General features: G+C 63.5%; 17 protein-coding genes and 2 pseudogenes. 15 read left to right on the top strand and 4 right to left on the bottom strand.

Annotated features, from left to right (window positions below):
• Positions 1 to 27: 27 nt before the first annotated feature.
• Positions 28 to 357, bottom strand: coding sequence for a helix-turn-helix domain-containing protein (locus A0U92_RS14515; RefSeq protein ID WP_018308131.1), 330 nt, complete (start codon positions 355 to 357; stop codon positions 28 to 30).
• Positions 335 to 721, bottom strand: a complete 387-nt coding sequence (locus A0U92_RS14510; RefSeq protein ID WP_010517758.1) for a type II toxin-antitoxin system RelE/ParE family toxin — start codon at positions 719 to 721, stop codon at positions 335 to 337. The genes A0U92_RS14515 and A0U92_RS14510 overlap by 23 nt, the downstream gene beginning before the upstream one ends.
• Here A0U92_RS14510 and A0U92_RS17845 point away from each other — a divergent pair.
• The 3 genes from A0U92_RS17845 (at position 720) to A0U92_RS18040 (ending at position 1,795) form a co-directional block, all read left to right on the top strand.
• The gene (locus A0U92_RS17845; protein ID WP_010668868.1) at positions 720 to 872 is read left to right on the top strand and encodes a hypothetical protein; all 153 of its coding nucleotides are present in this window, start codon (positions 720 to 722) and stop codon (positions 870 to 872) included. The genes A0U92_RS14510 and A0U92_RS17845 overlap by 2 nt on opposite strands.
• A gap of 116 nt (positions 873 to 988) precedes the next feature.
• The gene (locus tag A0U92_RS14505; protein WP_010517753.1) at positions 989 to 1,429 is read left to right on the top strand and encodes a hypothetical protein; all 441 of its coding nucleotides are present in this window, start codon (positions 989 to 991) and stop codon (positions 1,427 to 1,429) included.
• Positions 1,430 to 1,603: 174 nt separating this feature from the next.
• The gene (locus A0U92_RS18040) at positions 1,604 to 1,795 is read left to right on the top strand and encodes a hypothetical protein (RefSeq protein ID WP_173574328.1); all 192 of its coding nucleotides are present in this window, start codon (positions 1,604 to 1,606) and stop codon (positions 1,793 to 1,795) included.
• 1 nt (position 1,796) lies between these two features.
• On the opposite strand, the gene A0U92_RS14495 is transcribed toward A0U92_RS18040, so the two are convergent.
• Positions 1,797 to 2,027 (bottom strand): hypothetical protein, encoded by a 231-nt coding sequence (locus A0U92_RS14495; protein WP_010517748.1) that lies wholly within the window; start codon positions 2,025 to 2,027, stop codon positions 1,797 to 1,799.
• Between A0U92_RS14495 and A0U92_RS14490 the strand changes: the two genes are divergently transcribed.
• The 12 genes and pseudogenes from A0U92_RS14490 to A0U92_RS14435 all read left to right on the top strand — a co-directional run bounded on the left by A0U92_RS14490 (position 2,026) and on the right by A0U92_RS14435 (position 10,826).
• Positions 2,026 to 2,352, top strand: a complete 327-nt coding sequence (locus A0U92_RS14490; protein ID WP_018308129.1) for a DUF736 domain-containing protein — start codon at positions 2,026 to 2,028, stop codon at positions 2,350 to 2,352. The genes A0U92_RS14495 and A0U92_RS14490 overlap by 2 nt on opposite strands.
• 340 nt (positions 2,353 to 2,692) lie before the next feature.
• Complete coding sequence (locus tag A0U92_RS17840) at positions 2,693 to 2,845, top strand: hypothetical protein (RefSeq protein ID WP_010518334.1); 153 nt, start codon at positions 2,693 to 2,695, stop codon at positions 2,843 to 2,845.
• A gap of 180 nt (positions 2,846 to 3,025) precedes the next feature.
• Complete coding sequence (locus tag A0U92_RS14480; RefSeq protein ID WP_018308128.1) at positions 3,026 to 3,310, top strand: helix-turn-helix domain-containing protein; 285 nt, start codon at positions 3,026 to 3,028, stop codon at positions 3,308 to 3,310.
• A 130-nt stretch (positions 3,311 to 3,440) separates the two neighbouring features.
• Positions 3,441 to 3,704, top strand: coding sequence for a DNA -binding domain-containing protein (locus A0U92_RS14475; RefSeq protein WP_010518332.1), 264 nt, complete (start codon positions 3,441 to 3,443; stop codon positions 3,702 to 3,704).
• A gap of 99 nt (positions 3,705 to 3,803) precedes the next feature.
• A pseudogene (locus A0U92_RS18370) lies at positions 3,804 to 4,058 on the top strand (DNA methyltransferase); the annotation flags it as partial.
• Between the two features lie 56 nt (positions 4,059 to 4,114).
• Positions 4,115 to 5,530: pseudogene (locus A0U92_RS14465) on the top strand (TraG/VirB4 family ATPase); the annotation flags it as partial.
• Positions 5,531 to 5,553: 23 nt separating this feature from the next.
• Positions 5,554 to 6,261, top strand: coding sequence for a P-type conjugative transfer protein TrbJ (gene trbJ / locus A0U92_RS14460; protein ID WP_077814490.1), 708 nt, complete (start codon positions 5,554 to 5,556; stop codon positions 6,259 to 6,261).
• A 3-nt stretch (positions 6,262 to 6,264) separates the two neighbouring features.
• Positions 6,265 to 7,689: a P-type conjugative transfer protein TrbL gene (gene trbL, locus A0U92_RS14455; RefSeq protein ID WP_077813798.1), complete on the top strand. Its 1,425-nt coding sequence runs from the start codon at positions 6,265 to 6,267 to the stop codon at positions 7,687 to 7,689.
• The gene (trbF, locus tag A0U92_RS14450; RefSeq protein ID WP_010516386.1) at positions 7,689 to 8,372 is read left to right on the top strand and encodes a conjugal transfer protein TrbF; all 684 of its coding nucleotides are present in this window, start codon (positions 7,689 to 7,691) and stop codon (positions 8,370 to 8,372) included. The genes trbL and trbF overlap by 1 nt, the downstream gene beginning before the upstream one ends.
• Positions 8,369 to 9,370, top strand: coding sequence for a P-type conjugative transfer protein TrbG (gene trbG, locus A0U92_RS14445; protein ID WP_077813797.1), 1,002 nt, complete (start codon positions 8,369 to 8,371; stop codon positions 9,368 to 9,370). The genes trbF and trbG overlap by 4 nt, the downstream gene beginning before the upstream one ends.
• Positions 9,367 to 10,569, top strand: coding sequence for a TraB/TrbI/VirB10 family type IV secretion system protein (locus A0U92_RS14440; protein WP_010516382.1), 1,203 nt, complete (start codon positions 9,367 to 9,369; stop codon positions 10,567 to 10,569). The genes trbG and A0U92_RS14440 overlap by 4 nt, the downstream gene beginning before the upstream one ends.
• Positions 10,566 to 10,826 (top strand): DUF2274 domain-containing protein, encoded by a 261-nt coding sequence (locus A0U92_RS14435; protein ID WP_010516380.1) that lies wholly within the window; start codon positions 10,566 to 10,568, stop codon positions 10,824 to 10,826. The genes A0U92_RS14440 and A0U92_RS14435 overlap by 4 nt, the downstream gene beginning before the upstream one ends.
• Here A0U92_RS14435 and A0U92_RS14430 read toward each other — a convergent pair.
• The gene (locus A0U92_RS14430) at positions 10,789 to 11,715 is read right to left on the bottom strand and encodes a LysR family transcriptional regulator (protein WP_010516378.1); all 927 of its coding nucleotides are present in this window, start codon (positions 11,713 to 11,715) and stop codon (positions 10,789 to 10,791) included. The genes A0U92_RS14435 and A0U92_RS14430 overlap by 38 nt on opposite strands.
• Positions 11,716 to 11,823 lie beyond the last annotated feature (108 nt).

The raw sequence follows: 11,823 nt of genomic DNA, 5'->3' as shown, positions 1-11,823 counted from the left end.
CTCTCTCCTTCCCCGCAAGCCAGCGTCTCAGGCAAGAACCTCAAGACCGTGCTTCTGAATGACGCTCAACAGCTTGAGCGCCATCCCGCTCGGCCGTTTGGCGCCGCTCTCCCACTTCTCGACCGTGCTTTCGCTCGTGTTCAGATACCGCGCGAAGACCGGCTGGCTGACATTGTTCGCCTCGCGGAGACGCTTGATCTCGATCGGCTCGATCGCAGGGGGCACCACCAGATGGCGCGTGTCAAAATCACGCATCGTCGCCTTGTCGAGCGCGCCGACCTTGTGCAGCATTACCGCCCCGGAATGAATGGCCTCGGAAATGTCGCTCCGGAAGCTATTTTTTCTCTTCATCGCCATGGCATATCTCCGTCAGGTCTCGATCCTTCAAAAGCCGTTCGACCTGTTCCCCGGTCAGCACGGCATAGGCTTTGGCGAGGGTCCGGAAGTCTTCCAGTTCATCGCTATCGATATTGTCCCGGTCCTTCTTCGCGAACAGATAGGCGTAGATCCAGTATCGACCGCCTTTCGCAAGAATAATGCTGCGATGCAGGTTCTTGTTCAGGCGCTTCTTGAAGACACCACCACCCAGATCGACGGCCTGACCCTTCATGACCTCCCGGATCGCTTTGCAGAGTTCATCGTCTTTGATGCGAGCTTTCCGGGCCGCCCTGGCGAACCAGGCGGTCTTGAATGCCCGCTGGGATGGCTCGGCATTGGTCATGACCTCCTATGTAGCACCAGGTGCTATGGATCGCAAGGTTCTTCGCAACGCCACCGGATCACGGGGGAAGGCAATAACGCTCGACCTGATTGACCGCAACGTCCGCATACCAGCGATAGATTTCGATGATATCGTCACCGGCGGGACGTAAGCCGCGCGGATTTTCGTTCCGGTCACCGTATCATCTGCGCTATAATGCGGGTTGCGCCGTGGTGGTGGTGGCAGGCGCGACCGTCCGACATTGTCGGTTGCACGGAGACCGCCGCCATGTTCATCCTTGCTCCCTTCCTGCTCGTCGCCGGCATTGGCTTCCTGTGCTGGTTGTTCTTTACCGTGGCAGTCTTCGCCCTGCCCTGCGCCATGGGTCTGATGGCCGGGTTCTGGGCGTATGGTGCGGGTGCTGGTGTTGTCGGCGGGATCATCGTCGGTTTCGTCGCGGGCGCTGCAACCTTCGTTATTGGCCAGGTCGCCTTCGCCTTGGTGCCGTGGATGTGGCTCAAGCTGCTGATCGTCCTGCTCTATACGGTGCCCGCCATTATCATGGGCTACAGCACGACACATGGGATCGCCCAGATGCTGATGCCGTCTCCGGCGTGGCAGCTCTTTTTCTCCATCATCGGCGCGATCGCGGTGGGCGTCACCGCTTTCATCCGCTTTACAACCGTGGCCCCACCCGGACCGTCCGGCGGCAATATCGCGCGGGTCTGACACCGCTCTGGCAACCGGCGAGGCAGGACAGGATCGGGGGCTTTCGCATCTGGCCGCCTCGCTGTCAGGAGGGTATGGCAGGAGCGATCGATGAGGCCCTGATTGCAGCATATTGGCTGAAGGTGCTCTTTCCCTGGAGCGTGGACGTCCAGCGCTTCCTGTCAGCATCGGCCGGTGGAATCCCGGAAGGCAGGGCGTGTCCGTGCGAAACGCAGTCCCGGAACGGGGCGTGTGCAGGGTCGGAAGCAGGGCATGACGATGCCTTCCCCTTCCTGGCCGACACTTGCGTGGGGCGCGGGTGGCCATAGTCTCCGTGATGTGTGCTCTGTCGGGCCGCGCACGCATGCCGCCTCTCAAGATGGCTGATCTAGCCGAAGGTCGGCTGCGCCTCGATCGGCCATGGCGCAACAGCGGTCCATAATTTTCTTCCCCTGACGGCTGCGCCGTCATTCCTCGCGAAACAAGAAAATTCCGTCCCGCCGTCCTCCGCTGCGCTTCGGTCCCTACGGGATGCGCCGCCGCTCGCCTCCGTCTGTCCGATCGCCATCGAGGCCGCAATGGTGCGGGCTCGGTAACAGAGATCACGGAGCAGTATCATGGCTACCATCGGCACCTTCAAGAAAGTCGGCAACGGATATAACGGCGAGATCGTCACCCTCTCGCTCCAGACCCCCAACGTCCGCATCGCCCCCGAGACCACGCGCCTGAACGAAAATGCCCCCAGCCACCGCGTCTTCGTCGGCCGGGTCGAGATCGGAGCGGCCTGGTCCCGGCGCTCCAACGAGGGGCGCGACTATCTGAGCCTCAAGCTCGACGATCCGAGCTTCAACGCCCCGATCTTCGCCAACCTCTTCGATGACGAGGACGGCGAGGGCTACAGCCTGATCTGGTCCCGCCCCAACGGCCGCCGCAACGGCGACTGAGGTGCCAGCGATCCCCCGCCCGGCCGGTCCGGGTGGGGCCTTCGCATGACCGATCGCGAACCGGCGGGTGGGCGCACCAGTCGCGCCGCGCCCAATCTGCCAATGTGTGGGCAAGAAAGGGGAACAGGGCTTCCCTCAGCCTTCCCATTGTACCATGCCCGGCGTGAACCGCCTCAAGGACGCGCGGTCCCCCCAATTTTGCCCGGCGCACCCTACGGGCACACCAGACAAAATCGGCTCCCCCGCGCGCCGCTGGGGCGGTCGCCTGCGGCGATCCTTGACCCGATTCACGCGCGCATGAGGCGACGGCCTGTCTTCGAAAAACGAAAGGAGCAGGACGATGACCACGCTACACGACCAGATCCAGATGCTGCGCGCCGAACTGACCAGCTTTCACCTCAGCCGTCGTGAGCGGGCCAAAATCGAGCGTGAACTGAACCAGGTATGCGCGCAATTCGCAGCAAAATGCCACGACGGGGAGGCCTCCGCGTAAGCGGGGGTCTTTTCGTCTGGTCGCCCGTACCGACGGCGGACCCCACTGACGGTCCTATCAGAAGCAGGACGCCGGTGTTTCCTCACTATCCAACTGAAAGAACGATATTGAATCTCCATTATACGACTATTATAGTCGTATTTCTGGTGTGCATGCCCTGCATGTCGGATGTGATCATGGATGATCACTGGCCGACAGGTAAGGGCGGCACGGGCACTCCTGAACTGGACACAGGAACGGCTCGCTGAAAAAGCCCTCGTAGCATTGACCGCGCTCAAGCGCCTTGAATCCGAGCGTGGCCTTGGTGTCCATGAGGGCACGATCGACCAGGTCCGCCGCGCGCTGGAAGCAGCGGGCATCCTGTTCATCGAGTCCGGGCAAGGGCGTGGTGTCATGTTTCTTCACGAGACTTCCGATCCACAGACGCGACAGGATGCGGGCCGTCGCAGACGCGCGCCGTCCTGATCGGCCTGGCCGCGCAGCCTTCCCACTCGGCCCCGCGTTGTTTTTTGCGTCAGCGCGGAACCGTCGAACGGTCGTCATTCCACGAATTTGTTATCGAACCGATCCAACAGCGCTATCACGAGGGATCGTCATGACCCACCCATCCTTCCAGGATCACCCGCCTCTGACGGCGCGTGTGAACGCCTATGACGAGCAGCATCTCGACCTTTATCTCCGCCTCCTGATCGCCGACGAGGAAGGTGCCGACTGGCGCGAAGTCGTTGCGGTGCTGTTCAAAATCGATCCTGTCTGTGAACCCGTGCGCGCCAGGGCTGTTTACGACAACCATCTTGCACGGGCGCGCTGGATGACCAAAGCCGGCTACCGGCATTTGCTGGAGCCGCGCCTGCAATAGCCGGGCTTCGCCGGCCCACGCGCTGGTCCCCCACGGCACTCTCCGACCACGTCCGACGCACGGGCACGCACGGTACGACGGAAACACCGGCCGCCCCACATGGGTCGGATCGATGCCGGTCGTTACGTCAGCGAGGACGGTGGCCCGCGCCTGATGCGCTCCGTGATTCCGGTCCGTAATACGCATGGCCGGGCCATCCACCCGACCGAGAAGCCGGTGGCGTTGCTGGAGATCCTGATCCGCACGAGCTGCCCACCGGGTGGCCTGGTGGGCGACTGGTTCGCCGGCTCGGGGGCTGCTGGCGTCGCCTGTCGGCTCGCCGGTCGGCGCTATGTCGGCTGCGAGATCGATCCTGTCATGGCGCAGAAAGCGCGCGACCGTATCGCGTCCGTGCTGCCGCTCGGCGAGGGAATGGTTCCGCTTCCATCGCTACAGAAAAACTCCGTTTGGTCGAAAAGATCATCCAGGGCCGCGACTTCACTTGCATGGCGGAAAGCCTCAACGCCGTGGAGGCATGGCTCGGCTCTCTTCCCGGCCATATCTATGCCAATGTGCGCCAGCCACCCGTCTCGACGTTGAACCTGGCGCATATGATTCCGCTGTCAGCGGTGTGGGCTGGACCGGAGCGCGACACCCACTTCAACGCCCCGCCTCTTTTCTACGGCAGGACGGCGGGCGCTACACCGTTTCGTTTCTCGCTCCATGTCGGCGATGTCGGCCACACGCTGATCGCAGGACCGACAGGAGCTGGCAAATCTGTCCTGCTAGCGCTGATGGCGCTCCAGTTCCGGCGTTATGCGGGATCGCAGATTTTTGCCTTCGATTTCGGCGGGTCCATGCGTGCGGCGACGATGGCGATGGACGGGGACTGGCACGATCTTGGAGGCGGGCTGACGGACGAGGGCGATGGGCATTCCGCCGTTTCCCTTCAGCCGCTGGCACAGATTGACGATCCCGACGAGCGCAAATGGGCCAGTGAATGGCTGGGGCAGATCCTTGTCGGTGAAGGGGTAACGCTGACCCCCGAGGTGAAGTCTCACCTCTGGTCGGCGCTGAATTCCCTGGCATCGTCGCCTGTGCCGGAACGTACATTGTCCGGGCTGGTAGCACTGCTTCAATCCAACGCTTTGAAGCAGGCTCTGGCCCCATACTGCCTCGGTGGTCCTTATGGCCGCCTGCTCGATGCAGACGCCGAACGTCTGGGTGACGCCGATGTCGTGGTGTTCGAGACCGAAGGGCTGATCGGCTCCAGCGCGGCATCATTCGTTCTGTCGTACCTGTTCCACCGCATCGAAGGGCGACTGGACGGGAGGCCGACGCTGCTGGTCATCGACGAAGGCTGGCTGGTGCTGGATGACGGGGACTTTGCCGGCCAGCTCCGAGAGTGGCTAAAGACGCTGCGCAAGAAGAACGCATCGGTGATTTTCGCCACCCAGTCGCTGTCCGATATCGCCAATTCCCGCATTGCGCCTGCCGTGGTGGAAAGCTGCCCGACCCGGATCTTCCTGCCCAACGAACGGGCGATCGAGCCACAGATCGCGGCCATCTATCGCGACTTCGGGCTGAATGACCGGCAGATCGCCATCATCGCCCGCGCGGCATCCAAGCGGGAATATTACTGCCAGACCCAGCGGGGGAACCGGCTGTTCGAACTGGGGCTCGGCCCTGTCGCCCTGGCGCTGTGCGCGGCCTCCGGCAAGGACGACCACAGGCTGATCGATCGGGTGCTGGCGGAGCACGGGCGGGTTGGGTTCCTGCCCGCCTGGTTCGAGGCGCGTGATGTCATGTGGGCGGCTGATCTTCTGCGGGAAGGGGAGGTGCCGTGAGATATCGTCTGATTCCTGCCGTTATGGTCGTTGCTTTTACGGTTTCTGCTTCTCAATCCGCCCATGCCCAATGGGCGGTGTATGATGGCGCGAACCATGTCGAGAACGTGCTGATCGCGGCGCGCACGCTCCAGCAGATCGACAACCAGATCACGTCACTGGCCAATCAGGCGCAGATGCTGGTCAATCAGGGTCGCAATCTGGCGAGCCTCCCGCTTTCGACACTGTCGACGCTGCAATCGACGATTTCCCAGACGACGGCGTTGCTCGCGCAGGCGCAGAATATCGCATACAGCGTCCAGTCCGTTGAGCAGCAGTACCAGCAGTCATACACATCGTTATCGTCAGGCATGTCAGACAGCGCCCTGTTCAGTCAGGCGCAGACGCGGTGGCAGAATTCCGTGGGTGGGTTCGAGGATGCCCTGAAGCTTCAGGCGCGGGTGGTAGGAAATATCCCGAGCGACAGCTCGGCCATGACGCAACTGGTCTCGGCGAGCCAGAGTTCGGCCGGGGCGCTACAGGCCGCACAGGCGGGAAACCAGCTTCTCGCGCTTCAGTCTCGCCAGCTTTCCGACATCCAGGCCGAACTCGCGGCTAATGGCCGGGCCGCGGACCTCGAACGGGCGCGACAGGCGGCGAACGAGGCCGGTGCGGAAGCCCAATATCAGCATTTCTCGCAGTATGACGCCTATGTTCCCCAGGCCGTCGCCATCCCAAGTTCTGGATATTGAGCAATGGCGAGCGACAATGTCGGCATCATCGACGGCTTCCTGAATACCTTCGAGACCACGATCGACAGCGGTTTCGGTCTGGTCCGGGGAAGCGTGGTGTCGCTCGCGGGTTCGCTCTCGGTGCTGGACATCGTGCTGGCGGGGCTGTTCTGGGCGTGGGCGGCCGACGAGGACATCGTCCAGCGTCTCGTGAAGAAGACGCTGTATATCGGCTTCTTTGCCTTCATCATCGACCATTTCAGCGGCCTGTCGGGGATCGTTTTCAACAGTTTCGCGGCCCTCGGTCTCAAGGCCGGCGGCGGCACGCTGGCAATTGCGGACTTCATGCACCCCGGCCGACTGGCGGCGACCGGGCTCGATGCCGCGCAACCGCTTCTGGATGCGGCGAGTAAACTGGCGTTTTCGTTCGGTGCGCTGGCCAGCATCGTGCAGATCCTCGTCCTGGTCCTGTGCTGGTTCATCGTGCTGGCGGCCTTCTTCATTCTCGCGGTGCAACTCTTCGTGGCGATCGTCGAGTTCAAGCTGACCAGCCTAGCCGGTTTCGTGCTGATCCCGTTCGCCCTGTTCAATCGCACCGCTTTCCTGGCCGAGAAGGCGCTGGGCAATGTCGTATCGTCCGGTGTGAAGATCATGGTGCTGGCGGTCATTTCCGCCATCGCCTCCGTGCTGTTCAGGCAGTTCACGACGTCCTACGGTGATAGTGCGCCCACCATCGGCCAGGCGCTGTCCGTTGTTCTGGCGTCGCTCTGCATCGTGGGTCTCGCCATTTTCGGCGGCTCTCTCGCCAATGGGCTGATCTCCGGTGCCCCGCAGCTTGGTGCCGGGGCAGCGGCCGGAACCGCAATGGCGGTGGGCGCGATGGGTGCTGCGGCTGTTGCCGCGCCCGCTGCCCTGGCGTCTGGGGGCGCTGCCGCGCTTGGTGCGACGGCCGCGGCAGCGCGCGGCGGGGCTGCCGTCGCAGGTGCCGCCACGACAGCCTACTCCATGGGAGCAGCCGGACAGACCGGCGCGGCGGGCATGGCGTCGGCGGCTGGCAATGTCGGTCGCGCCGCTGGTGGTGCTGCGATGAACGCCGTGAAGAACAAGGTCGGCGCGGCAACATCCTCGTTGAAGGAAAGCTACTCTGCTGGCGGACGCTGGGCCGCCGGTGCGATGGGCGCCGGCGGAGAAGGCGATAGGCCATCGGGTGACGGTGGATCTTCAGGCCCGTCCGGCGGCGGAGGTGATCCCGGTACCGGGCCTGCCGGTAGCGGTAACCCTGGCGGCGGCCCCGATGGCGGCGACGGCTCCGACGGCAAGCCGCCCCGCTGGGCGCGAAAGATGAAGCGCCGCAACGCCGCCACCCATGCTGCCGAGGCCGCCCATATCATCCGCTCCGCCGATGGCGGGGGCGGGTCCACGTCCATCGATCTCTCGGAGAAAGAATGATGTTCCGTCGCTCCACAACACGCTACGGGACCACGCCCGAGCCCGTCACGCCCTACCAGAAAGCCGCACAGATCTGGGATGAGCGCATCGGCTCGGCCCGTGTGCAGGCCCGCAACTGGCGGTTGATGGCGTTCGGTTCCCTGTTCCTGTCCGCAGGTCTCGGGGCCGGGCTGGTCTGGCAGTCCGCGCGCGGCACCATCACGCCGTGGGTCGTGCAGGTCGACACGCTCGGTCAGGCGCAGGTCGTGGCGCCGGCGACGTCCGGCTACATGCCCGCTGATCCGCAGATTGCCTGGTATCTGGCACAGTTCGTCCACGACGTGCGCTCCCTGTCATCCGATGCCGTCGTGGTCCGGCATAACTGGCTGCGCGCCTATAATTTCACCAGCGTTTCTGGTGCCGTGGCGCTGAACGATTATGCCCGCCTGAATGATCCGTTTTCGCGGATCGGGCACGAGCAGGTCGAGCTGGACATCGCTTCGGTAATCCGGGCCTCGCCCGCCAGCTTCCGCGTCGCCTGGACCGAGCGCCATTACCGTGACGGCGCGTTCACCGGCACCGAACGCTGGACCGCCATCGTGTCGGTTGTTCTGCGCACGCCGCGCGACGCTGATCATCTTCGGAAAAACCCGCTTGGAATCTACGTCTCTGCCATCAACTGGTCGAAGGAACTCGGGCAATGATCCGTCGCGCTCTTCGTGCTTTGCCGTTGCTAACCCTGCCCCTGGCGGGTTGCGCGCAACAGTACCATCCACCCGTCATACGATATGACGACGCGGCCCAGGCCACGCTCCTGCCTGATCCGCCGAAGCCTGTGCGGGTGGCGGAGGTGCCACAGCCACTCCCGCTGCCGGGCCAGCTCAAGCCGCTTCCGCCCTTACGGCGTACCCATGTCGTGCCCGAGGCGGCTGACCCTACCGTGCGCGTGACCCAGGCCAATCTTGCCGCTCGCATCCAGCCGACGCGGGCCGGTTACGTGAACGCGGTGCAGGTTTACCCCTACAGCGCGGGAGCGCTCTATCAGGTCTATGCTTCGCCCGGCGAGATCACCGACGTTATGCTCCAGCCGGGTGAAAAACTGGTGGGTACCGGCCCGGTCGCGGTGGGTGATACCGTGCGCTGGATCGTCGGCGATACCACCAGTGGCGCGGGCACGACCAGGCGCGTGCATATCCTGGTCAAGCCGACGCGACCGGATCTCATCACCAATCTGATCGTCAATACCGACCGGAGGAGCTACCTTGCCGAACTGCGGGCGACACCCACGACCTATATGGCGTCGGTGTCCTGGGATTATCCCGAGGACGACCTGATTGCCCTGCATCGGCAGGACAGCGACGCCGATGATGCAGCCCCGGTGGATGCGGGGCTGGATCTGAATGCGCTGAATTTCCGTTACGCTATTCAGCCGGTGAAAGGTGGCACGCCGCCCTGGCTGCCCAGCCGGGCGTTTGACGATGGCCACAAGGTCTATATCGCGTTTCCGTCCGGTATCGGGCAGGGCGAACTGCCGCCGCTGTTCGTGTTGGGGGCCGATGGCGGGCCGGAATTGGTGAACTACCGCGTCCGGCAGAACTGGATGATCGTCGATTGCCTGTTTGCCGCCGCCGAATTGCGGCTGGGCGACAGGCATTCCGAGCAGCGGGTACGGATCGTGCGCACGGATGGCAGGAAGTCATGAGCGGCGCGGAAGAGCGCCCGGAAGGGAATACGGGAGCCACCACAAGCGGAAGCGGAACAGGACCATCATCCCCGCCGCCCTCTCCCGATCTGCGGCTGCGCGCGCAGCGTCCGCCGGTGGTCCGGCTCTCGCGCCCCGTCATCTGGACGCTGGGTGGTGCGGGGATGCTCGCGATCGGTCTTGCGCTGGGCTACGCGCTGCAAAATGGTGCGCAGAAGGGGCCGCTCCAGGGGGCACAGGACACCGACACCCGCCCCTCGGCCGACGGGCTGGCCGCACTCCCCAATGACTATACCGCCACCCCGAAACTCGGGCCGCCTTTGCCCGGCGATCTCGGCAAGCCGATCCTCGATGCACAGCGGAACGGTCGCGCGGGACCGGTTTCCGGCATGGGAGACCGGCGTGGCGATCAGGAGATCGAGGCGGCACGCACCAGCAGGCTCTTCGCGCAGATCGAGGCGCGGGAGGGCCAGGCTGCGCAGACGATTCCGGTCATGGCCACCGCTCCCGGAGCACAGGCATCACCGACCGGCCCCGACCAGCAGACCGGCAATCGCGCCTTTCTGGCAGGTCAGCCGGATCGCGCGACGGTCAGCCCGGACCGGATCGTATCTCCCGCCTCGCCCTATATGCTCCAGGCCGGGACCGTCATTGCCGGCGCGCTGAACACGAAGATCAGTTCCGATCTGCCCGGCCAGATCGTGGGGCATGTGACCCAGAACGTCTATGACAGTCCGACAGGCCGGTTCTTGCTCGTCCCGCAGGGTAGCACCCTGTTCGGAGCCTATAACAGCGGCATTTCCTTCGGGCAGCAGCGCACCCAGATCATCTGGACGCGGCTGATCTATCCGAATGGCGAAAGCCTCGTCCTGGAAAAGCTGCCCGGTGGCGACGCCATCGGCCAGTCTGGCCTGTCCGATGAGGTGAACAATCATTGGGGGCAACTGTTCAAGGCGGCCCTCGTCACGACCCTCCTCAGCGTGGGCTCCGAGGCCGGGACGTCATGGAACGAGAACAACCTGATGCAGGCCATCCGCTCCGGCGCGAGCAACGGGTTTTCTATGGTCGGCAACCGGCTGATTGATCGCAGCCTGAATATTCAGCCGACGCTGACAGACCGCCCGGGCCTGCCGTTCACGCTTATCCTGAATCGCGACCTTGTCCTGAAACCCTGGCACCCAAAGGAACCGGCTCCATGACGAAGCTGCGCATCACCGAAATTCCCGACGAGAAGCCGGTCCGTGTCACCGTGGACCTGCCTGCGGACCTGCATCGCGATCTCGTCGCTTATGCTGCCCTGGTCAGCCAGAACGGCCAGTCCGTCGATCCGGCCCGTCTCGTACCGCACATGATCCGTGGCTTTATCACCTCCGACCGCGCGTTCCGAAAGCTCCGGCAGGAGCCACGGCGGGCACCCGTTAAAACGCAGTCGCCTGCTGCTCCAGAAAACGGATGACTGTCCTCGCGGCCGGTGGGCAGCGCTCACGATGCCAAGCCGCGCCATAGGCGAAGTGGGAAAATCCGTCCCCGTCGATGACTTCCACTACCGCGATCCGCTCCCGGATGGCAGCGGGCAGAAAACCCAGCCAGGCATCCGGCAACAGAGCGATGCCGCTGCCATTCGCTGCCAATGCGACGACCCGCAGGCTTCTGACCGCCTCCTGACGTGTCACCGGCACGAATCCCGCCTGCCGCATCTTGCGCATCAAGAGCGCGAGCAGTTCCTCGCCGGTATCATCCTTGCCGATCAGAAAGATTCCATCATGCAACTCAGCCCATGACGCGGTTCCGACCTGTGCGATCGGATGTTCGGCCGACATGATCGCAACGACACGATCGCTCCAGAGCGGGACGGTGGCCACCATGCTGCCGGGCAGGGGCAGCGTCATTATCGCGAGGTCGATCTCCTCCTGTTCCAGGGCCTGGAACAGTTCTTTTTTCGCATTATCCCGATAAGTGAAGGAGATACCGGGTTGCGCAAGGCTGTACGACTCCAGTATCGCCGAGATCCGGCCGGGTGGGATGCTGCCCTGGACGCCCACGGAGATGACGCCGGTCTCGCCCCGGCTCCAACGCCGCGTGCGCTCGTACAGTCCGACTGTTCCATCGAGCAACTTCTCAGCCTCTCGCAGAAAGGCAACTCCCGCCGGGGTGAGCCGGGCACCGCTCGACGTGCGTCGAAAAAGGGAGACGCCAAGTCGCTCTTCCAGTAACCGCAAGGACCGGCTTACGGCAGATTGTTTGCCTCCCAGCGCCCGTGCGGCTCCATGGATACTTCCCTCCCTCGCGATGACACGCACGAACAGCAATTCCCGCAGATCGAGAGGTGGTCGCCGAACCGACATTTTCTGTCTATCCCGATTTTTTGAAGACCTTCGGCATGACCTGCCAAAATCCAGTCATTGTGCTTTCAAGTCTGCAACAATAATTCGTTCACGATATATTATGACGTT

Source organism: Acetobacter aceti, from assembly GCF_002005445.1.
In the GTDB taxonomy this organism is placed as follows: domain Bacteria; phylum Pseudomonadota; class Alphaproteobacteria; order Acetobacterales; family Acetobacteraceae; genus Acetobacter; species Acetobacter aceti_B.
The sequence above is the reverse complement of the archived record's forward strand: the minus strand, read 5'-3'. Positions and strand labels throughout refer to the sequence as shown.